17 protein-coding genes and 1 pseudogene are annotated in these 20,328 nt (G+C 60.3%); 6 read left to right on the forward strand and 12 right to left on the reverse strand.

Annotated elements, in window-relative coordinates:
* Positions 1–6: 6 nt before the first annotated feature.
* Complete coding sequence (locus AF71_RS12370) at positions 7–954, reverse strand: sugar ABC transporter permease (RefSeq protein WP_018116212.1); 948 nt, start codon at positions 952–954, stop codon at positions 7–9.
* Between the two features lie 187 nt (positions 955–1,141).
* Entirely contained in the window at positions 1,142–2,401 is a 1,260-nt protein-coding gene (locus tag AF71_RS12375; RefSeq protein ID WP_113471569.1) for an ABC transporter substrate-binding protein, read from the reverse strand.
* 522 nt (positions 2,402–2,923) lie between these two features.
* Here AF71_RS12375 and AF71_RS12380 point away from each other — a divergent pair.
* From AF71_RS12380 to AF71_RS12390, 3 genes are read left to right on the forward strand one after another with little or no spacing between them, the layout of a single operon-like run.
* Positions 2,924–3,808 (forward strand): N-acetylglucosamine kinase, encoded by an 885-nt coding sequence (locus AF71_RS12380; RefSeq protein WP_169681485.1) that lies wholly within the window; start codon positions 2,924–2,926, stop codon positions 3,806–3,808.
* Positions 3,805–4,569, forward strand: coding sequence for a GntR family transcriptional regulator (locus tag AF71_RS12385; RefSeq protein ID WP_018857128.1), 765 nt, complete (start codon positions 3,805–3,807; stop codon positions 4,567–4,569). The genes AF71_RS12380 and AF71_RS12385 overlap by 4 nt, the downstream gene beginning before the upstream one ends.
* 49 nt (positions 4,570–4,618) lie before the next feature.
* Positions 4,619–5,494 carry a protein phosphatase 2C domain-containing protein gene (locus tag AF71_RS12390; protein WP_112645365.1) on the forward strand — a complete coding sequence of 292 codons (876 nt, stop codon included), beginning with the start codon at positions 4,619–4,621 and terminating at the stop codon, positions 5,492–5,494.
* 89 nt (positions 5,495–5,583) lie between these two features.
* On the opposite strand, the gene metH is transcribed toward AF71_RS12390, so the two are convergent.
* Positions 5,584–9,357 carry a methionine synthase gene (gene metH, locus AF71_RS12395; protein ID WP_113471568.1) on the reverse strand — a complete coding sequence of 1,258 codons (3,774 nt, stop codon included), beginning with the start codon at positions 9,355–9,357 and terminating at the stop codon, positions 5,584–5,586.
* 172 nt (positions 9,358–9,529) lie between these two features.
* Between metH and AF71_RS12400 the strand changes: the two genes are divergently transcribed.
* Together AF71_RS12400 and AF71_RS12405 are read left to right on the forward strand one after the other, a co-directional pair.
* Positions 9,530–10,789 carry an AGE family epimerase/isomerase gene (locus AF71_RS12400; protein ID WP_169681487.1) on the forward strand — a complete coding sequence of 420 codons (1,260 nt, stop codon included), beginning with the start codon at positions 9,530–9,532 and terminating at the stop codon, positions 10,787–10,789.
* Positions 10,790–10,929: 140 nt separating this feature from the next.
* Positions 10,930–12,177: a D-arabinono-1,4-lactone oxidase gene (locus AF71_RS12405; RefSeq protein WP_113471566.1), complete on the forward strand. Its 1,248-nt coding sequence runs from the start codon at positions 10,930–10,932 to the stop codon at positions 12,175–12,177.
* A 119-nt stretch (positions 12,178–12,296) separates the two neighbouring features.
* Here AF71_RS12405 and AF71_RS12410 read toward each other — a convergent pair whose 3' ends face one another.
* The 7 genes and pseudogenes from AF71_RS12410 to AF71_RS12440 form a co-directional block, all read right to left on the reverse strand.
* A complete protein-coding gene (locus tag AF71_RS12410; RefSeq protein ID WP_026371782.1) occupies positions 12,297–12,788 on the reverse strand; it encodes a heme-degrading domain-containing protein in 492 nt (163 codons plus the stop codon).
* Between the two features lie 87 nt (positions 12,789–12,875).
* A pseudogene (locus AF71_RS31635) lies at positions 12,876–12,959 on the reverse strand (flavin reductase family protein); the annotation flags it as partial.
* Positions 12,941–13,681 (reverse strand): aspartate/glutamate racemase family protein, encoded by a 741-nt coding sequence (locus AF71_RS12420; RefSeq protein WP_113471565.1) that lies wholly within the window; start codon positions 13,679–13,681, stop codon positions 12,941–12,943. The pseudogene AF71_RS31635 and the gene AF71_RS12420, both read right to left, overlap by 19 nt.
* Before the next feature lie 6 nt (positions 13,682–13,687).
* On the reverse strand, positions 13,688–14,509 hold the full coding sequence (locus AF71_RS12425; protein WP_169681489.1) for an ABC transporter permease: 822 nt from the start codon (positions 14,507–14,509) through the stop codon (positions 13,688–13,690).
* A 1-nt stretch (position 14,510) separates the two neighbouring features.
* Entirely contained in the window at positions 14,511–15,425 is a 915-nt protein-coding gene (locus AF71_RS12430; RefSeq protein ID WP_018116581.1) for an ABC transporter permease, read from the reverse strand.
* A gap of 74 nt (positions 15,426–15,499) precedes the next feature.
* Entirely contained in the window at positions 15,500–16,798 is a 1,299-nt protein-coding gene (locus AF71_RS12435; RefSeq protein ID WP_018116582.1) for a PotD/PotF family extracellular solute-binding protein, read from the reverse strand.
* A gap of 30 nt (positions 16,799–16,828) precedes the next feature.
* A complete protein-coding gene (locus tag AF71_RS12440; protein WP_169681491.1) occupies positions 16,829–17,911 on the reverse strand; it encodes an ABC transporter ATP-binding protein in 1,083 nt (360 codons plus the stop codon).
* A 268-nt stretch (positions 17,912–18,179) separates the two neighbouring features.
* On the opposite strand from AF71_RS12440, the gene AF71_RS12445 reads away from it, so the two are divergent.
* The gene (locus AF71_RS12445; protein WP_041912273.1) at positions 18,180–18,893 is read left to right on the forward strand and encodes a GntR family transcriptional regulator; all 714 of its coding nucleotides are present in this window, start codon (positions 18,180–18,182) and stop codon (positions 18,891–18,893) included.
* 52 nt (positions 18,894–18,945) lie between these two features.
* On the opposite strand, the gene AF71_RS12450 is transcribed toward AF71_RS12445, so the two are convergent.
* The gene (locus tag AF71_RS12450) at positions 18,946–19,329 is read right to left on the reverse strand and encodes a hypothetical protein (protein ID WP_018116585.1); all 384 of its coding nucleotides are present in this window, start codon (positions 19,327–19,329) and stop codon (positions 18,946–18,948) included.
* Positions 19,330–19,579: 250 nt separating this feature from the next.
* On the reverse strand, positions 19,580–20,260 hold the full coding sequence (locus AF71_RS12455; protein WP_246733641.1) for an SIMPL domain-containing protein: 681 nt from the start codon (positions 20,258–20,260) through the stop codon (positions 19,580–19,582).
* Between the last annotated feature and the right edge of the window lie 68 nt (positions 20,261–20,328).

Below are 20,328 nucleotides of genomic sequence, written 5' to 3' on the forward strand. Positions count from 1 at the left end.
CACTCCTCAGAACTGGTACCGGCGCATGCGCCGCTGGATGGCAAAAAGGTAGAACGACACGCCGGCGAGGATGATCAGGAACATCACCGTCGCGATCGTGGCGCCCATCGAGCGGTCGCCAAGCTGAAGCTGGAAACCGAAGAAGGTGCGGTAGAGGAGCGTACCCAGGATGTCGGTCGACATATCAGGCCCGGCAAGTGCGCCCTGCACGGTGTAGATCAGGTCGAAGGCGTTGAAGTTGCCGACAAAAGTCAGGATCGAGATGATGCCTATGGCGGGCAGGATGAGCGGTAGCTTGATCTTCCAGAACTGAGCCCAGCCGGTGATGCCGTCGCATTCGGCAGCTTCGATCACCTCTTCCGGGATACTGAGCAGCGCAGCGTAAATCAGCATCATCGGAATGCCGATGTACTGCCAATTCGAGATCAGCGACACGGCAATCAGCGCCGACCCGGACTGCCCTAGCCACGGCGCGAACAGGCTCTTCATGCCGACAAGGCTCATCAGCCACGGGGCAACGCCCCAGATCGGCGAAAGGATGAGCTTCCAGATGAAGCCGACGATCACGAAGGAAAGCAGCGTCGGCAGGAAGATTGCGGTGCGGTAGAACGCGACGAACCGCAGCCGTGGCGTCGACAGCAGCGCCGCCAGCGCGATGCCGATCGGGTTCTGCACGCACATGTGAATGACGAAGAATATGAAGTTGTTGACCAGCGCGTTCCAGAAGTCGTGTGCCCAGCGCGCATCGCCAAACAACACCTTGTAGTTCGCGAGCCCGACGAAGACAGGCGCGCCGTCGACAGTGTTGTAGAACGAAAGCCTCAGCGTTTCGATCAGCGGCAGGATCATGATCGCCGAATAAACGACAAATGCCGGGAAGAGAAAGACGCCGACGTGCCAGCGCACAGGGCGCTTAATGGGAACAACATCGACAGCGGATTCGGCTACGCTCATGGCTTTTGCCTGTTCTTCTTAGCTGCACCTATGGCGCAGCGCGTCTGACACAACGGGCAGAACGCCCTTTCCCTCTAGTCATCTCCCCGCCCTTCGGCTTTCGAAGGCGGCGGGGAGAAAAAGAGCGGATACGAAATTGGCTTTGAGCCGGAATGAGGGACGGCTAACGCCGCCCCTCACATCTCAATCACTTGGCAGGCTTGAACCAGCTGTCGAGGCCGTCCTGCAGCTTCTTGGCGGCATCGGCTGGCGTCACGGTGCCGTTGACGACGTTCGCCGAAGCAACCCAGGTTTCGTTTTCGAGGTTCGGCGTACCACGCGACAGAATCTGGTACGTCGAGCGGATCGTCGACTTGAACGGGCCGCGCCAGGAAACGAATTCCTGGGCCAGCGGATCAGCCATCTTCACCGGCGTCGAGTTCAGGCTGAAGAAGCCCGGCAACGAGTTGGCGTAGATTTCGGCGAATTCCGGCGAGGCGACCCAGGTGAGGAACTTCTTGGCTTCCTCGGCATGGGTGCTCTTGGCGTTCAGGCCGACAGCGATATCCGGATGGTCGGAGATGTAGCCCTGGTCGCCAGCTTTCGGAACCGGCGGCGGGAAAGCGCCCATCTTGAACTGGGCCTGGCTGTTGAACAGCGAGATTTCCCAGGAACCGGCCGGGTAGATGGCGGCGCGGCCGAGCGTAAAGAGGTTCTGGCTGTCCGAATAGGTCTGGGCTTCGAAACCGTCACCGAGATAGGGCTTCCACTTGGCGATTTGTTCGAAAGGCTGGACCCATTCCGGATCGGTCAGCTTCTGCTTGCCTGAGATCAGCGCCAGACGACCGTCTTCGCCCTTCCAGTAGTTCGGACCGACGTTCTGGTAGCCCATGGTTGCGGCTTCCCAGAGATCCTTCGTGCCCATGGCGAGCGGAATGTAGGTGCCGTCCGCCTTGATCTTGTCGAGGGCGGCGAAGAATTCCTCTTCGGTCTTCGGAACGGAGATGCCGAGCTTGTCGAAGGCATCCTTGTTGTAAATGAAGCCATGGATGACCGAGGCCATCGGCACACAGAAGGTGGACTTGCCGTCATCGGTTGTCCAGGCGGCCTTGGCGACGGGCGAGAAGTTCTCCATGCCCGGCAGGCTCGTCAGATCGGCGAGCTGCTTCTTATCAAAGATTCCGAGCGAAGGGTCGAACGGCCGGCAGGTGATGATATCACCGGCGGAGCCGGCATCGAGCTTGGCGTTCAGCGAAGCGTTGTACTCGGTCGGCGCGGTCGGCGAGAAGACGATCTTGATGCCGGGGTTCTTGGCTTCGAACGCCGGGATAATCTTTTCCTGCCAGATCTGCAGGTCGTCGTTACGCCAGCTCTCGACCGTCAGCGTAACGTCGGCGGCATGAGCAAAGCCCACTGATGTCAGCAGGCTGGACGCCAGCAGGAAGCCTCTAAGTGCGGTGTTCTTCATTTCCCTCTCCTGTTTTATGCGCCGGTGAGGCGCTGTTCCTGACCTGAAACCAGCGTTCGCGTGCATGAGGTGACACGCAACGCCACTCGAGGGCCGTCAGCAGCTGCCGGCCCGAAAGCTCAAAATCGGCGCGACAGATAACACCTGTCGACCAGACGGCGCACCCGAACAAGAAACCGATCCGGCGCAGCCATGAAAGGGAAAGCTGACGGCAAATGAACGGATCGAGAGCGACGGTGTCGCTACGGCCGGATCTGCATTTCATCGAGTGACCCGGCTTATCTCTATCCTGCCGTTTATCGCTGCTCGATGCGCTGTTCCCTTGAGTTGAATTAAGGCCAAAAAAATACCAATTGTCCAGCCGATTTTAACACTCGAACGACAGAAAAGTCGTCAAAAAAATTTTATTCATAAAAATCAGATAGATAAAAAGATGATTTTTCGCCACGCTTTTGACTTGGTAAATGGTATTTTTTTGGTATTGTAGTGAAAACAAGGGGAATGGGCGGATTTGGTGGTTCAATGACAGAACTTGCGATCGGCATTGACGGCGGAGGCTCCAGCTGCCGCGCCGCAGTCACGGATGCGACAGGGCGCATTCTGGGCCGTGGCACGGCCGGCCCGTCGAACATCCTGTCCGACCTCGAAAACTCGCTGCTCAATATCGTAGCGTCAGCCGAAAACGCGTTGAATGACGCCGGCCTTTCCTCTGAAACCGTTTCCAGCGTCTCTGCCGTCGTCGGCGTCGCCGGCGCGAATGTGGGCGACTATGCCGAACGCATCGAGCGTGCCCTGCCTTTTGCCCGGCGCCGTGTCGTAACAGATGCGACGACGGCACTCCAAGGAGCGCTCGGCGATTCCGACGGTGTGATTGGAGCGTTCGGAACGGGCTCGGTCTACAATGCGCGCCGCAACGGAAAGCTCTACGGCATTGGCGGCTGGGGATTCGTCGTCGGCGACCAGGCCAGTGGCGCTCGCCTCGGCCGGGACCTGCTGGAGCAGTCTTTGCTGGCCCATGACGGGGTGCGCCCCTCCTCCCCGGTCACCCAGACCGTCATGGCTGAATATGGCGACGATCCTGAGCGCGTCGTCAAGTTCGCCCACGTCTCCCGCCCGAATGACTTCGCCCGCTACGCGCCCGTTGTGTTCGAGGCCGCTGCCAAGGGCGACTCGGTCGCGACGGCGATCGTGCAGAACGCAGCAGCCTCGATCGGCGAGAGCCTGGATGCGTTGCTCTGGCCGGAATGCGAGGTGATCTGCCTGTTGGGCGGACTGGCAAAGGCCTATCGTCCATGGCTTGCTGAACGTCACGCTGTCCTGCTGCGTGAGCCGAAGGGCGACGTCCTGCAGGGCGCCATTGATCTCGCAGTGAAGTTTCTCCACGAGGAAGGAAGAGGCGCGGCATGACCGACGATTTTGCAAGCCTCCTTTCCCCCGAACGTCTTCAAGCCGGCGGCACAGGCCCGCTTTATGTAAAGCTGCGCCGCACGCTGGAAGATGCCATTCGCACTGGCACGCTCAGTCATGGCGATGCCCTGCCGCCTGAGCGCGACATCGCGGAACTGGCGACCGTCAGCCGGGTGACCGTGCGCAAAGCGATCGATGAGCTTGTCGCGGACGGGTTGCTCATCCGCCGCCACGGTTCCGGCACCTTCGTGACAAAGCCGGTATCGAAGGTCGAACAGCGCCTCTCGCAGCTCACCTCCTTTACGGAGGATATGGCCCGTCGCGGCATGACCTCCCGCTCCGAATGGCTGCACAAGGGTATCCACACGCCCTCTCCCGACGAAATGATGATTCTCGGTCTCGCGACCGATGTCAGGGTCTCACGCCTCAGCCGATTGCGCATCGCCGACGACCAGCCGCTGGCCATCGAAAATGCCAGTGTTTCCGGCGAGTTCCTGCCCGATCCTTTCGTGGTGACAACGTCGCTCTATGAGGAGCTCGAGCGTCGCCAGGTCCGGCCCGTCCGCGCGGTGCAGAGAATTTCGGCGACCAACATGAAAGAGGTCGATGCCCATCTTCTCGGCGTTCCCGTCGGCGCCGCAGGGCTGTCGATCGAGCGTATTTCATACCTTGGTTCGGGACGCGCGGTCGAATTCACCCGCTCGCTCTACCGCGGGGATGCCTATGATTTTGTCGCCGAACTGACGATCGGTCCGTCGTGATTCCTTGTCGCATTGAATGGACGGCAATGCCCGTCTATTGATGGCACCCATGACAAGTCGCATCACTATCCTCGACACCATCTCCGATCCCGGCAATCCCGCAAAGCCGAACGACGACAGCTTCGGCCATAACGACGCCTGCGCCTTCGTAATCGACGGTGCGACGGGCCTCGGCGATCGCCAATATATGGATGAGGGAGGTAGCGACGCCGCCTGGATCGCCCAGCACTTCGCCCGTGGCTTTCAGGATCGGATTACCCGTGACAGCAGCGTCTCGGAGATTGCTCGCAGCCTGTCTCTGGCAGCCCGCACGGAGTTCTTAGCCCACAACGAGAGCGTCCCGCGCTACGCGTGGCCGCTGACCGCCTTTGCCATGTTGCACCACACGCGCGACGGTTTCCACTTCGTCGGCCTTGGCGACTCCTGCCTCTTTCTGTTGCAGGAAGACGGCTCGGCAGCGATGCACATGGCTATTCCCGGTGCCTATGAGTATGAACAGAACCAGGCGCGAAAGCACATTGCACGCACGGGCGGCATTACCAAGGAAGGTGGCGCGCTCGGCAATTCCGAAACGCTCGCCCTATTGCGCCAGCACCGAGAGCGCCAGAACACGCCGGCAAGCGGCGTCTGGACCCTCGGCCTCGTGCCGGAGGCGGCCGATCATCTGGTTTCAGAGCGGCTGGATATCAGGGGCAAAGCGCACGCCATCGTCTGCAGCGACGGTTTTTCAGACCTCGCGGTCCTTTACGCGACCTATGATTCTACAAGCTTGGTGCGCACTGCACTCGCCAAGGGTCTGCGGCCGATGCTCGACGAACTTCGGCGCTTCGAACGCGAGATTGATCCCGAAGGGCTCCGCTATCCACGCTACAAGCAGAGCGACGACACCACGGCGTTGCTTGTCGAGTTGACACCCAGCGCCTGAGGCGATTTTCGATTCAGATTCAGTGCGTTGCGACCAAGAGCTAAATCAATCCCTCTGGTCCTTGAATCAAATACTGAAGACGCCGCCGATCAGGCAGCGTCCTCGATTTCCTCGTCACGCTTGCGCGGTACGTAGTTGAGGACCGGTCCAAGCCAACGTTCGACCTCGGCTACGTCCATGCCCTTCCGGGCTGCGTAGTCCTCGACCTGGTCCCGCTCCACCTTGGCGACGCCGAAGTAGTAGGATTCGGGATGGCCGATGTAGATGCCGGAGACCGACGAACCCGGCCACATCGCATAACTCTCGGTGAGCTGCACGCCGGCAGCCTTTTCGGCATCGAGCAGAGCAAACAGCGTCTTCTTCTCGGTGTGATCGGGCTGCGCCGGATAGCCCGGCGCCGGACGGATACCGGCATATTCCTCGCTGATCAGCTGCTCGTTGGAGAGATGCTCATCCTTGGCATAACCCCAATATTCGCGACGAACCTGCTCGTGCATGCATTCCGCAAAGGCCTCCGCGAAGCGATCGGCCAGCGCCTTCAGGAGGATCGACGAATAGTCGTCGTTCGCACGTTCGAAGCGTTCCGCGATAGCGATCTCTTCGATACCGGCTGAAACGACGAAGCCGCCGACATAGTCGTGAATGCCGCTGTCGGCTGGCGCCACGAAGTCCGACAATGCGACGTTCGGCCGGCCATCGCGCTTCGAAAGCTGCTGGCGCAGCGTAAAGAAGGTGGCAAGCTCCTCCTTGCGGCTATCGTCCTTGAACAGCCGGATATCGTCGCCGACCGCGTTCGCCGGCCAGAAGCCGATGACGGCGCGCGGGTTGAACCACTTCTCGTCGATGATCTTCTTCAGCATGGCCTGCGCGTCGGCCCACAGCGCGCGAGCCGCCTCGCCCTGCTTTTCGTCTTCGAGAATTGCCGGGAACCGCCCACGCAGCTCCCAGGTCTGGAAGAACGGCGTCCAGTCGATGTACTTGGCGATCTCGGCAAGATCGTAGCCGTCGAATACCTTGGTGCCGAGGAAGCTCGGCTTTGTCGGCTTGTAGGCCGCCCAGTCGACCGCAGCGGCATTTTCACGGGCACGTGCCAGCGGCAGGCGCACCTTCTCCGCCTCGCTGCGGGCGTGCGCTGCAGCGACCTTCGCATATTCGGCGCGGATGTCGGCCACATAACCGTCGCGACCTTCAGGTGACAACAGCGAGGAAACGACGCCGACCGCGCGGCTGGCATCCGTCACATAGACGGTCTGGCCCTTGTTGTAGCCCGGGTGGATCTTGACTGCCGTGTGGACACGGCTGGTCGTCGCGCCACCGATCAAGAGCGGCAGGTCCAGTCCCTGACGTTCCATTTCAGCGGCGACATGCACCATTTCGTCGAGCGACGGGGTAATCAGGCCGGAGAGGCCGATGACATCCACCTGCTCGGCGACGGCAGTCTCGAGGATCTTCGTTGCTGGCACCATGACACCGAGATCGATGATCTCGTAATTGTTGCAGGCGAGAACGACACCGACGATGTTCTTGCCGATATCGTGGACGTCGCCCTTCACGGTCGCCATCAGGATCTTGCCGGCAGCCTTGCGCTCGTCGCCGCCGTTCAGTCGCTTCTCCTCTTCCATGTAGGGAAGGAGTACCGCGACCGCCTGTTTCATCACGCGCGCCGACTTGACGACCTGCGGCAGGAACATCTTGCCGGAGCCGAAGAGATCGCCGACCACGTTCATGCCGGCCATCAGCGGGCCTTCGATGACATGCAACGGCCGCTCCGCTTGCTGACGGGCTTCCTCGGTGTCGGCTTCGATATATTCGGTGATACCGTTGACCAGCGCATGCTCCAGCCGCTTTGCGACCGGCCATTCGCGCCAGGTGAGATCCTGCACCTTCGCTTCCCGGGTGCCGGCACCACGATAACGCTCTGCCACTTCAAGCAGCCGCTCGGTCGCGTCGGCGCGGCGGTTCAGCACGACGTCTTCGCAGGCTTCGCGCAGCTCCGGGTCGATATTGTCATAGACCGCCAGCTGACCGGCATTGACGATGCCCATGTCCATCCCCGCCTGGATGGCGTGGTAAAGGAACACGGCGTGCATCGCCTCGCGCACCGGCTCGTTGCCGCGGAACGAGAAGGACAGGTTCGAGACGCCGCCCGAAATATGCACCAGCGGCATCGTCTTACGGATCGTCCGCGTCGCCTCGATGAAGTCGACGCCATAGTTGTTGTGCTCCTCGATGCCGGTCGCGACAGCAAAGACGTTCGGATCGAAGATGATGTCCTCAGGCGGGAAGCCCGCCTTTTCAGTCAGGATCTTGTAGGCGCGCGTGCAGATCTCGACCTTGCGCTCGTAGCTGTCTGCCTGCCCCGTCTCATCGAAGGCCATGACCACGACGGCCGCGCCATAAGCGTGCAGCAGCTTCGCCTGCGCCAGGAAGTTCTCTTCGCCTTCCTTGAGCGAGATCGAGTTGACGATCGGCTTACCCTGGACACGCTTCAGGCCGGACTCGATGATCGAGAACTTCGAGGAGTCGATCATCACAGGCACGCGAGCGATATCCGGTTCGGCGGCGATCAGGTTCAGAAACTCGATCATCGCCTTTTCGGAATCGATCAAGCCCTCGTCCATGTTGATGTCGATGATCTGCGCGCCGTTTTCAACTTGGTCGCGTGCCACATCGAGCGCTGCCGTGTAGTCGGCATTGGTGATCAGCTTGCGGAACTTGGCGGAGCCCGTGACGTTGGTGCGCTCACCGACGTTGACGAAGGGAATGTCCTTGGTCAGCTCGAACGGTTCGAGACCCGACAGCGACATGAAGGGGCGATGCTCGGGAATCGGGCGTGGCTTGTACTTCGCCACCACCTCAGCGATCGCCTTGATATGTTCAGGCGTCGAGCCGCAGCAGCCGCCAACGATGTTGACGAGGCCTTCGCGTGCAAACTCGTCGATCTGCGCCGCCATCAGTTCCGGCGTCTCGTCATACTGGCCGAACTCGTTCGGCAGGCCAGCATTCGGATAGGCGCAGATGAAGGTATCGGCAACGCCCGACAGCTCCTGCAAGTGCGGACGCATGGCGTTGGCGCCGAGTGCGCAATTCAGGCCGATCGTAAACGGGTTGGCGTGCCGCACCGAGTTCCAGAACGCCGACGGCGTCTGGCCGGACAGGGTACGGCCGGAAAGATCGGTGATCGTGCCGGAGATCATGACCGGCAGGCGGATGCCCTTCGCCTCGAAGCGCTCCTCGCAGGCAAAGATCGCGGCCTTCGCATTCAAGGTGTCGAAGATCGTCTCGATGAGGATGATATCGGCGCCACCATCGATCAGGCCGTCGATCTGCTCGCCATAAGCGATGCGCAGGTCGTCGAAGCTGACGGCGCGGAAGCCCGGATTGTTGACGTCGGGCGAAATCGACGCGGTGCGGTTCGTCGGGCCGATGGCACCGGCGACGAAACGACGACGGCCGTCCTCGCGCTCAGCACGGATCGCGGCGCGGCGCACGATCTCGGCGCCCTCCTTGTTAAGCGCATAGACTTCGCCTTCCATCGCATAGTCGGCCTGTGCGATGCGGGTCGACGAAAAGGTGTTGGTCTCCAGAATATCGGCGCCGGCCTTTGCGTATTTGTAATGGATCTCTTCGATCGCATCCGGCTGCGTCAGGATCAGCAGGTCGTTGTTGCCCTTCTGATGGCAGGCACAACCGATGAAGCGATCACCACGAAAATGGTCTTCGTCGAAGCCAAGCCCCTGGATCTGCGTGCCCATGGCGCCGTCAAGAACGAGGATACGTTCACTGGCAGCTTTCTTGAGCGCCGCAAACACTTCGCTACCGTCGCGCTTTGTCCCTTCGGGACTAAACAGAGTATCAAACACGGGCGGACTCCTTGACGTCGTTACAGGCCAATTGGTCAAATCACATAAAGATATCTTTATGTCAATATATGCCCATCATGTGGCGCCTTTGCGGCGCTGGGCAGATGACAGACTCGGGCGACCCCTATATAGGCGGTTACGAAGGCTTTGTGCACGAAATTGGAGGAGTATCATGGTACTAGCAATCGGCGACGCCGCGCTTGGAAACTGGACCACCCGCGCCTACCACCGCAATTGGCTTCTCGCACAGGCAAACGGCCTTTTCGATTTCTTCCAGCACAACTCCGTCAACCCGAAAGGCGGCTTCTTCGATCTCGACGATGCCGGCAAACCGCTCAATGCCGCCGGTCAGGTCCGTCCGATCCACATAGCCTCACGCGCCGTTCATTGCTTTGCGATCGGCACGCTGCTCGGCCGTCCCGGTGCCTCCGACGTCGTGGATCATGGCATGCAGTACATCTGGAACCATCACCGTGACACCAAGAACGGCGGTTACTTCTGGTCGCTCGATGACAAGGGCCCCGTCGATTCAAACAAGCAGGGTTATGGCCACGCCTTCGTCCTGCTCGCAGCGTCCTCCGCCAAGACGGTCGGCCATCCGCTTGCCGACGGCATGCTTGCCGATATTGCCGAGGTCCTGAATACCAAGTTCTGGGAAGCCAAGCACGGCGCCATTGCCGAAGAGTTCACCGCCGACTGGCAGGCTCTCGACGGCGGCAACTACCGTGGCCAGAACTCCAACATGCATTTGACCGAAGCGCTGATGGCGGCCTTCGAGGCAACCGGCGACCGCGACTATCTCGCCAAGGCTGAAAGCATTGCTGATCTCGTCATTCGTCGAGCCGCCGGCTCCGTCGGTTGGCGCGTTGCCGAGCACTTCACCACCGATTGGGGCCTCGACAAGGATTACTATCATCCGAACGAAATGTTCCGCCCGGCAGGCACTACTCCTGGTCATTGGCTGGAGTGGGCGCGCCTCCTTCTCCAGCTCTGGGTGCTTGGCGGCAAGAAGCAGGAGTGGATGCCAGATGCGGCGAAGAGCCTGTTCTCGCAGTCGATCGCCCTCGGTTGGGACGACGACAAGGGCGGCTTCTTCTATACACTCGACTGGGAAGACAAGCCGGCCAAGCGCAACAAGCTGTGGTGGCCGGCCTGCGAGGGCGCTGCCGCCGCGCACTTCCTCAATGAGCACCTGCCAAGCGACTACCACGAGGAACATTACCGCAGGATCTGGAACGTGATCGAACGCGCCTTCATCGACCACAAGAATGGCGGTTGGCACGAGGAGCTGACGGAAAATCTGGTACCCTCACACAGCCTGTTCCCCGGCAAGGGCGACATCTACCACGCCCTGCAGGCCTGCCTGATCCCCCTCTTCCCCGCAACCGGAAGCCTAACCAAGGTCATTCCCGAGGCGGGCGGCAAGATCTGATATAGAGCGAGCGCCGCTTCAGTGGCGCTCGATCATCAAGTGGCGTCGCGTCGACGCCGTAACTTGAGCTGAGACCCGGCACAGCGTCGCAAAGTACGTCGTTGGAATGGCTGTGCGATAGAGAAGCGCGAGGTTTTGTTATGACGCGGGTTCCAAAGGCTAACTGGGCGGGAAGCTTTCACTATGGCTTTCGAGACTGCCTCTATCCGTCTTCGGTGGAAGCGGTCCGCGAAGTCGTGATGCGAGCGCCAAAGATAAAGACGGTGGGGTCAAGCCACTCATTCAATGCGATTGCCGATGGCGAAGTTGCCCTGGCGCTTGCCGATGTGCCAATCGACCCCGTCATCGAAGGCGATGGGAGACAGGTTTCCGTTGGCGGTCATTGCACCTATGGCGAGCTTGCGCTTTTCCTCCATGGCCATGGTCTTGCCGTACACAATCTAGCCTCCCTACCCCACATCTCCATTGCTGGCGCGATTGCCACGGCAACGCATGGCTCAGGCGACCGGAACGGCAATCTGGCGACAGCGGTCTCGGGATTGGAAATCGTCTCAGGCGACGGCCGCCTCGTGAAGGTGACCCGCGGCGATGCCGATTTCGCGGGCATGGTGGTGCATTTGGGCGCGCTTGGCGTCGTAACGCGCGTGACGCTTGACGTTCAGCCGGAGTTTCAGGTCGCACAGTGCGTCTACGAAGGATTGGCCTGGGACAAGCTTTTGGCCAACCTCGATGAGATCATGGCCTTGGGCTACAGCGTCAGCGTGTTCACGCAATGGGGTCAACAAGCAGGATCGATTTGGGTCAAGAGAACTGCGTCCGCCGAGGACTGGCCGGCCGACATCCACGGCGCAACACGCGCGATGGTCAACAGGCACCCCATAAGCGAATTGGACGCGCAAAACTCCACGGATCAGTTGGGGCAATATGGCCGCTGGTCCGACAGGCTCCCGCACTTCAAGATGGGCTTCACGCCCAGCAATGGCGAAGAGATACAGTCCGAGTTCCACCTTCCACGCAAACACGGCGCGGCAGCGATCGAAGCGCTGCTGTCGATCCGCGATAAATTTGCCCACTTGGTGCAAGCGGGCGAACTCCGGACTGTCGCGGCGGACGAGCTATGGCTCAGTCCTCAGTATCACCGCGATACGCTGTCGTTCCACTTTACCTGGGTTCGGGATCAGGAGGCCGTGAATGCGGCCGTGGGGCATATCGAGCAGGCACTCTCGCCCTTCGCAGCCCTGCCGCATTGGGGCAAGGTCTTTACGGAGCGCAACATCGGCGCCAAATATGAAAAGCTTGCCGAGTTTGTCCGTCTTCGCGACAGGATGGATCCGGAACGGAGGTTCTCTAACCCGTGGTTGGAAGACGTTGTCTTCGGCTCGAACTGAGCGGCTGCCGTTGATGGGGGCTTCGCATACCTCGATTGGGTCCAGCTGAAGCCGTCCTCCCCATCCGATCGCTCGCAGCGTAAACCTGGCGTGCCAAGACACGCCAGGTGAAACAGCAATCACGCCAGGCGAAGGGCGTCGATGTCTTTCGCCAGCATCAATGCCAGCGCCTCGACCGCAAGATTGTGGTCGTCTCGCTGCGGCAAGCCGGATACGGTGACCGCGCCAATGCAGCCGGTGCCCTTCACATTGATCGGAAAGCTGCCGCCATGCGGCGCATAGTCGGCATCCGAAAGACCATTGTCGGCAACCGTCTTGCCCTTCTCCTTAAGATCGAGACCGATCGCGTAGCTGCTCTTGAAGTAGCGCAGCACCAGATTACGCTTGCGCCGCACCCACTGGACGTTGTCGGGCGTGACACCGGGCAGTGCCGCATAGAAGACGGGCATCGAATGCAGCGTAATGTCGATCGCGATCCCGTGGCCGCGCTCGGTTCCAAGTTCCTGCAGGAGCCTGCCGAGCTGCCATGCTGTCGTGAGATCGAAGGTGTCGAAACTCAGCACCTTCTCCTGTTCTGCAATCCGCTTAAGGTCGTCGTCCGGCATGGTCACGTGTGCTTCCTCTCCTGCAATGCTTTTGTTTGAACAAATGCAAGCGGAGGTGAAAAGTAAAGCGGAATCGTGGCGCTGCCCGGAAGCTTACAATTGGGGCGTCAGCATTTCGAAACGGTCACGGATCGTCGAACAGGTATCGCCGTCACAGGTCAGCCTGCTGCCCGCATCGGCGCAAAAACACTCATCGCGCCTGTAAAGGGCTTGGCCAGCGGCGACGCGTAGGAGCCGCGCTTGCTGGTCGACAGCCCAAGTGACACCAGCGCTTCCGCCTGCTTCACCGCCGCGGCTACGCCGTCGACAACGGGCACCCCGTAGATATCCTGCAGCTCGCGAGCCAGATCAGTCATCCCGGCGCAACCAAGCACGATCGCTTCGGCGCCATCCTCAGCAAGAGCACGCTCGATCTCGGCCCGGAGCTTGCCGATAGCACCCGAGGCGGGATCTTCGAGCTGAAGAACCGGAATATCGGAGGCGCGCACCTTCGCGCGGCCTCCCATGCCGTAGCGCCGCACGAGGTTGTCGATCAGGACGCGCGAACGCTCCAGCGTCGTCACGACGGTAAATCGCTGCGCCAGGAAGCCTGCGGTGGCGACCGCAGATTCGCAGAGCCCAAGCACCGGCACGTCGGCAAAGCTGCGCGCCGCATCTAATCCCGTGTCGTCGAAGCAGGCGATGATGGCGGCATCGTATTCGCCAGCCCGCTCCTTGAGTTCGCTGAGAAGTCCCGGGATTGCGAGCGCTCCGTCATAATGTCCTTCGATCGATACCGGCCCCATGCGTGAGGTGGCGGCAATGATGGCGGTGCCGGACGCCGCGACCGCGCGGGCAGCAAAGGCGGCCTTGTCGGTCATGGTTTCAGTCGTATTGGGATTGACCAGAAGAATGCGCATTAGGGGTTAGCTTACCTTTGCCTGGCGCCGACGCAGCATGAGCATGATGCCGAGCGCGACGAGGATGATGGTGAAGGAAAACAACGTCGTGACCGTGCCGAGCGCATAGAGCACCGGCGTGGTGACGTTGGTGGTCATGCCGTAGATTTCGAGCGGCAACGTGTTGTAACTTCCTGACGTCATCAGCGTGCGGGCGAACTCGTCGTAAGAGAGCGTGAACCCGAACAGGCCGACACCGATCAGGCTGGGGGCAATCATCGGCAACACGACATGACGAAAGGTCTGCCACGAATTCGCGCCAAGATCGCGCGCAGCTTCTTCGTAGGCTGGCGAAAACCGGTTGAAGACGGCAAACATGATCAGCACGCCAAAGGGCAGCGTCCATGTCAGGTGCGCGCCGAAGGCGGACGAGTACCAGGCAGGCTTAAGGCCGCCCTGCTGGAAGACCACGCCGATCCCGAGCGAAATGATGATCGACGGAACCACCAGGCTCGCGACCGTTGCGTAGAAAAGCACGGTCGCGCCCCGGAAGCGGCGGCGGAACGCCAGGCCGGCCAACAGCGAGACGACTACGGTGACCACCATCACCATCAGCCCGAGCGTGAACGAGCGGCGGAAGGATGCGCCGAAATCCCCGACTGCCTGCTTCTCGAAGAGATTGTAGAACCAGTGAACGGAAACGCCATTCAGCGGGAATGTTAGGCCCCCGTCGGGCCCCTGGAAGGACAGGATCAGGATCGCCGAGAGTGGTCCGTAGAGGAACAGCACGAAGACAAGGAAGAAGGCAGCGAGCACGTAGAATTCAAAGGTGCGCTTCTCGTGGTTCATCTCAAAGCTCCTTACGAATATCGACGACGCGCAGGATGGCGGCGACCATCATCAGGACAACGATCAGAAGCACGACGGCATTCGCGGCAGCGGCCGGATACTGCAGCAGCGACATCTGGTTCTTCATCATCAGCGCGACCGAAGCGCTCTGGCCACCGGACATGACCTGCACGGTCGAAAAGTCGGCCATGACGAGGGTGACGACGAAGATCGAACCGATCGCGATACCGGGCTTTGCCAGCGGCAACACGACATTCCAGAGGATCTGCCAGCCGGTGGCCCCGGCGTCTCGCGCCGCCTCGAACAGCGACCGGTCGATGCGCATCAGCGTGTTGAAGATCGGCGTCACCATGAAGAGTGTGTAGAGATGCACCATGGCGAGAACCACGGCGAAATCGGAATAGAGCAGCCATTCGATCGGCTGCGGCACGATGCCCATCTGCACCAGCGCGGAGTTGACCAGACCGTTGCGGCCGAGCACCGGGATCCACGAGATCATGCGGATGATGTTGGAGGTCATGAACGGCACTGTGCAGACCAGAAACAGGATCATCTGCGTCGACGTGCGCCGGATATGAAAGGCGAGGAAATAGGCGACCCAGAAGCCGATGAAGAGTGTCAGGCTCCAGACGATCACCGTGAATTTCAACGTGTTGAGATAGGTCTTCCAGGTGACCCATGAACCGAGCGTGTCGGTGTAGTTCATGGTCAGGAAATCAGGGTAGAGACCGGCGAAGTCGTAGTCCCAGAAACTAACGACGGCGATCATGGCGATCGGCAGGATGAAGAAGAAACCGAGAATGAGGATTAGCGGCGTCGCCTGCAGATAAGAGGCTGCCCATGTCGGCCATCCGATCCGTCGGCGGCTTGTCTGTTCCGATTGGTGCTCGGCCTGCGAAGACGCGATCGTCGCCATGTTTCCGGTCTCTCCGTTATAGACGCCCTCCCCCCCAAAGGAACTGGGGAGAGGGCCTGGCAGAAGCGGTTGCCTTAGGCAGCGATGAACTCGTTCCAGCGGCGAACCATGTAGCGGTCTTCGTCCATGACGGAGTTCCAGCACGCCACATGACCCATGCGCTCTTCGAACGAACCACCGTCGCGAACGGCGCCGGCCTTCTCCATGACCTTGCCCTCAGGCGAGAGGATATCGCCCTGGGCGGCCTTGCCTTCGATCCAGTAGCCCCACTCGTCAGCCGTCATGAAGTTCTTGGCGGTGTCCATGCAGGCCGAGTAGTAGCCCTGGCGGTTGAGGTAGCCGCCGACCCAGCCCGACGTGTACCAGTTGATGTATTCATAGGCCGCGTCGAGCTGCGCGCCCTTGAGGTGCGAGGCAAGGCCGAGACCGCCGCCCCACGAGCGGTAGCCTTCCTTGAGCGGCTGATACTTGCAGGCGATGCCCTTGGAGCGGACGGCCGCGACAGCCGGCGACCACATGGACTGGATGACGACTTCGCCGGAGGCCATCAGGTTGACCGACTCGTCGAAGCTCTTCCAGAAGGCGCGGAACTGGCCGTCCTGCTTGGCCTTGATGAGGAACTCGATCGTCTTGTCGATCTCTTCCTTGGTCATGTTGCCCTTGTCGGCGTATTTGATGTTGCCGAGCGCTTCCATGATCATCGCGGCATCCATGATGCCGATCGACGGAATGTTGAGGATCGAGGTCTTGCCCTTGAACTTCGGGTCCATGATATCGGCCCAAGTGGTGATATCGCGACCGACGAGATCCGGACGAATGCCGAGCGTATCGGCATTGTAGATCGTCGGCATCATGGTGAAGAGCTCGGTTTCGCCCTTGGCGAAGGTCTTGGCGTCCGCGCTCTCGACATAGCCGACCGTGTGCGGCGCCGTGCCCTGCGCGATGACGCTGTCCGGCTTCAGCTTGCCGTTCTTGAACAACGGAACGACCTTGTCGTAGTACTTCAGCTTCTTCACATCCATCGGCTGGATGACGCCGGTCGGGTAAACCTTCTTCAGGATCCAGTATTCGATGTCGGCGATGTCATAGCTGTCAGGCTGCGTCACGGCGCGCTGGGCGGCGGCGTCGGAATCGGTCGCCGTCATCTCCAGCGTGATGCCGAGGTCCTTCTTGCACTGCTCGGCAATGGCGTTGATGTTGGAAACACCCGTGCCGAACTGGCGTAGCGTGATGTTGGACTGCGCCCAGATCGTCGGGAAGCCGGTGATGAGGCCCGAGCCTGCAGCAGCGCCGAGCGCGGCGGCGCCAGTTTTCAGCAGGCTGCGGCGGGAAATCCCGACCTCAGTCTTGGTCGTCTTCTTTTCAGTTGTCATGTCAGTTCCCCTTCTTTTTGCTGGTGAGGTTCATGCACGGCCGAGGAGGACCGCGTCCTCCAGAGCCCATCTCAGAGACACCGCATCGCCGACCGATACGGGTTTGGCGAAATAATCGCCGTCACTCGCGATAACAGTGAAGTCGTCACTGCCCGCGCCGGCCACCGTGAGCTTCACCGAGGCGCCGCGATATTCGATATTGGAGACGACACCGTTGAAGCCGAGCGTCTTGTCGGAAGCCTTTTCGAGGCGCACACGATCCGTGCGGACGCCGATATCGACGCTCTCGCCGGCATGCTTGCCGTTGCCGCGCACCGAGAAGGTCTGCCCTTCCGGAACCTCGAGCGTAGTGACACCGCCATTTGAAGACACAACGCGGCCGGAAAGAACATTGTGATCGCCCATGAAGCGAGCGACGAAGGCGGTGGCCGGCTCCTCGAAGACCTTGCGCGGCGTTGCCGCCTGCTCGATCTTGCCGTCGTTCATGATGACGATGATATCGGCGAGCGCCATCGCCTCTTCCTGGCTGTGCGTCACGTGCACAAAGGTGATGCCGAGACTCTTCTGCAGCTTCTTCAGCTCCGCACGCATGCGGATCTTCAGGAAGGGATCGAGGGCTGAGAGCGGTTCATCGAGCAGCAGCGCTTCGGGATCTGTGATCAGCGCGCGCGCCAGCGCCACGCGCTGTTGCTGGCCGCCAGAGAGCTGTGCCGGTCGCCTCGTCGCATAGGCGTCCATCTGCATCAGCTTCAACATGTCAAGCGCCTTGGCGCGCCGGTCCTCCTTCTCGACGCCCTTCATTTTCAGGCTGAAGGCGACGTTGTCGATGAGATCAAGATGCGGGAAGAGCGCATAGGACTGGAACATCATCGCGGTACCGCGCTTGGCCGGCGGAAAATCGGTGACGACGGTATTCCCGAGCCTGATATCGCCTGAGGAAATGCTTTCGTGCCCGGCGATCATGCGCAGCGTCGAGGTCTTGCCGCAGCCGGAAGGCCCGAGAAAGCAGCAGTAGGAGCCGGCCGGAATCTTCAGGCTGATGGAATGGACCGCCGTCGTGGCGCCATACACCTTGGAAACGGATATGATATCGATCTCTGCAGCTTTCGACATTGGTCTTCCCCTGTTTGAGAAAGACAATGCATCTGCCGTGCCAGTTTCTTTTGCGGCGCACAAAACGTCGGGAAATCAAAGACTTCCGATCGATGCAACGTCATATATCAAAATTCAGGCAGCGGCGTCACATGCACACAAAATAGGCCATCGTCTGCAATTCGTGCAAAATATCGTATACAATTTAGCCTTCACTTTGCGCGCAAATTCCGTTTAACTTTTACGGGAAACGCAGATATCATTTCCCGGTCAAAAGGTATTTGTGTTCATGAAGCCCACCGCAACGGCCCTGCAGACTGCAGAGGATCCAGCCGATACAGGCACACAACAAATCCGCGACGCGATCCGCGATGCGATCGTCGAGCGGCGTCTGTCACCGGGAACGAAGCTGTCTGAAAGCGATGTCGGCAACTTGTTCAATGTCAGTCGCACGCTTGCGCGCGCCGCCTTGCAGGCTCTTTCCTATGAAGGTCTGGTCAGCGTCGAAAAGAATCGTGGCGCCTTCGTCGCCTACCCCTCGCCCGATGAGGCGCGCCAGATCTTTGCCGCCCGCCGTCTCGTGGAGCCCGGGATCTTGCGGGAGGCCGCGGCCAGAGTCACGCCTTCGCAAATCCAGCATCTGAAGCAATTGCTGCTCGAGGAAGGCCGCCTGATGGGCGAGCGCGGCCAGACGGCCCGGCGTGCCGAGATCAAGGCATCAGGCGACTTCCATCTGACGCTTGCTGCCATATCCGGCAACGCCATCATGCAGCGTTTCATGGATGAGCTTGTTGCCCGCTCATCGCTAGTGATCGCCCTCTACGGCCAATCGACCATATCGAGTTGCGGCCATTCCGAGCACGGCGACATCCTCGTCGCGATCGAGCGGAGCGATCTCGACGAGGCATGCAGGCTGATGCTGCACCACATTGCGCATATCGAGGCCGATCTCGACCTGCGCGAACGCAAGAGCGTCGGCCTCAAGGAAGCCTTCGAACCATAGCAAGTTTTATACGGGAAGCGGGATTGCGGCCCTACGACCGCAATCCAACCGTTCAGTTGCCGGAGCGGCGCTCGGCTGGCTGTTCTGCAACGGCGACAATGTCAGCCGTGCCATTGGCAAGCAGACGCTTGCGGACGAGGACGCCCATGACGCGGGCAGCCGTCGAAAAACTCATCTGGTCGAGCGGTCCTTCGCCCTCCCAGGGTTTGGTAAGCCGTTCTGTGACGGCTCCGACGATGTTCATCGGAACGATGTCGTCGCAGTGGCGCATCGCCTCGAAGACCTGGCTGATGGGAACAACACGTCCCTCGAAAGTGACAATCGGCTCGGTGAGCTCCGTATCCCACTCTTCGAAGGCGTAGAGTGCTTCGCGGAAGAGTTCCTGAAGGGTGAACGGGGCATGTCCATCGTGAAGCGGCGGCAAGGCATTCGTCATGTCTGTCTCCTCTTTGGGGGCTAGTGCCATTCCTCCTCTTCGGCCGGCAGAGCTCGGGAAACAGAACTCAAGATTCCCCTGCGAGGCCGAAAACACGATCGATGTTATAGTGTAATATACGCGTGATAAAGCCCTTTATCGGCGCATCGGCTCCACCGCGCCCGACAAGAAACAAACAGGCCATTGATATTGCAGAGAATATCAATGGCCACCCGGCGTCAAAATTAGAGATTTCTGAACTGTTGGAGGATCACTGCGTGATCGAGAACGTCATGTTGACGGTGATGTTGTAGCTGGTTTCACCGCCCTGGACCGGGACGGCTGAGTCTGCCGCGGCCTTCATCATGGCGGCCCGAGCGACCGGCACCGGCTGTGGACGCGGCGACGTCTCGCTGATCTCGATCACGCGCCCGAGCTTCACGTCAGCTGCCCCGGCCAGCGTCTTCGCCTTCTCGATGGCATTGGCGACGGCATTCTTGCGAGCCTCCTCCATCACCTTTTCCGGCTTGTCGTTGGTGAATTGAATGTCGCCACCCTGATTGACACCGAGCGTGACGGCTTCGTCGAGGATGGCGCCCAGCTTGGACAGGTCGCGGACGCGCACGCTCAGGGAGTTGGAGACCTGGTAAGCGACCAACTGCGGCTGCTGTGGCTGACCATCGTTGGATTGCGGGTAGGTGAATTGCGGCTGCACTGAAAAGCCCGACGTCTGGAGATCGCGCTCGGCGATGCCTGCCTTTTTCAGCGCCGCCAGGACATCAGTCATCGACTTGTTGTTTTCGTCGAGCGCTTCGCGTGCGGTCTTTGCCTGCTTCACGACGGAAAGGTTGAGCACCGCCATGTCGGGCGCGACGCTCGCCTGTCCCTCGCCACTGACGGAGATCACGGCCTCGCGCGGCTGCGAATCAGCAGCCAGTGTCGGCAACGCCATGGTGGCGATCGGAAGGCCAAGCAAAAGGCTGAAGGCAATGGTTCTGGTGTTCGGCAGCACGGTGTTTA

The organism is Rhizobium sp. 57MFTsu3.2 (assembly GCF_012932765.1).
GTDB classification, from domain to species: Bacteria; Pseudomonadota; Alphaproteobacteria; order Rhizobiales; family Rhizobiaceae; genus Rhizobium; species Rhizobium altiplani.

What these genes read in the sequence shown, in the direction of transcription:
- AF71_RS12375 (WP_113471569.1), bottom strand. Translation starts at nt 2,401, where the DNA reads ATGAAGAACACCGCACTTAGAGGCTTCCTGCTGGCGTCCAGCCTGCTG.
- AF71_RS12380 (WP_169681485.1), top strand. Translation starts at nt 2,924, where the DNA reads ATGACAGAACTTGCGATCGGCATTGACGGCGGAGGCTCCAGCTGCCGC.
- AF71_RS12455 (WP_246733641.1), bottom strand. Translation starts at nt 20,260, where the DNA reads ATGGCGTTGCCGACACTGGCTGCTGATTCGCAGCCGCGCGAGGCCGTG.
- AF71_RS12370 (WP_018116212.1), bottom strand. Translation starts at nt 954, where the DNA reads ATGAGCGTAGCCGAATCCGCTGTCGATGTTGTTCCCATTAAGCGCCCT.
- AF71_RS12400 (WP_169681487.1), top strand. Translation starts at nt 9,530, where the DNA reads ATGGTACTAGCAATCGGCGACGCCGCGCTTGGAAACTGGACCACCCGC.
- AF71_RS12390 (WP_112645365.1), top strand. Translation starts at nt 4,619, where the DNA reads ATGACAAGTCGCATCACTATCCTCGACACCATCTCCGATCCCGGCAAT.
- AF71_RS12435 (WP_018116582.1), bottom strand. Translation starts at nt 16,798, where the DNA reads ATGACAACTGAAAAGAAGACGACCAAGACTGAGGTCGGGATTTCCCGC.
- AF71_RS12440 (WP_169681491.1), bottom strand. Translation starts at nt 17,911, where the DNA reads ATGTCGAAAGCTGCAGAGATCGATATCATATCCGTTTCCAAGGTGTAT.
- AF71_RS12420 (WP_113471565.1), bottom strand. Translation starts at nt 13,681, where the DNA reads ATGCGCATTCTTCTGGTCAATCCCAATACGACTGAAACCATGACCGAC.
- AF71_RS12450 (WP_018116585.1), bottom strand. Translation starts at nt 19,329, where the DNA reads ATGACGAATGCCTTGCCGCCGCTTCACGATGGACATGCCCCGTTCACC.
- AF71_RS12405 (WP_113471566.1), top strand. Translation starts at nt 10,930, where the DNA reads ATGACGCGGGTTCCAAAGGCTAACTGGGCGGGAAGCTTTCACTATGGC.
- AF71_RS12445 (WP_041912273.1), top strand. Translation starts at nt 18,180, where the DNA reads ATGAAGCCCACCGCAACGGCCCTGCAGACTGCAGAGGATCCAGCCGAT.
- AF71_RS12425 (WP_169681489.1), bottom strand. Translation starts at nt 14,509, where the DNA reads ATGAACCACGAGAAGCGCACCTTTGAATTCTACGTGCTCGCTGCCTTC.
- AF71_RS12385 (WP_018857128.1), top strand. Translation starts at nt 3,805, where the DNA reads ATGACCGACGATTTTGCAAGCCTCCTTTCCCCCGAACGTCTTCAAGCC.
- AF71_RS12430 (WP_018116581.1), bottom strand. Translation starts at nt 15,425, where the DNA reads ATGGCGACGATCGCGTCTTCGCAGGCCGAGCACCAATCGGAACAGACA.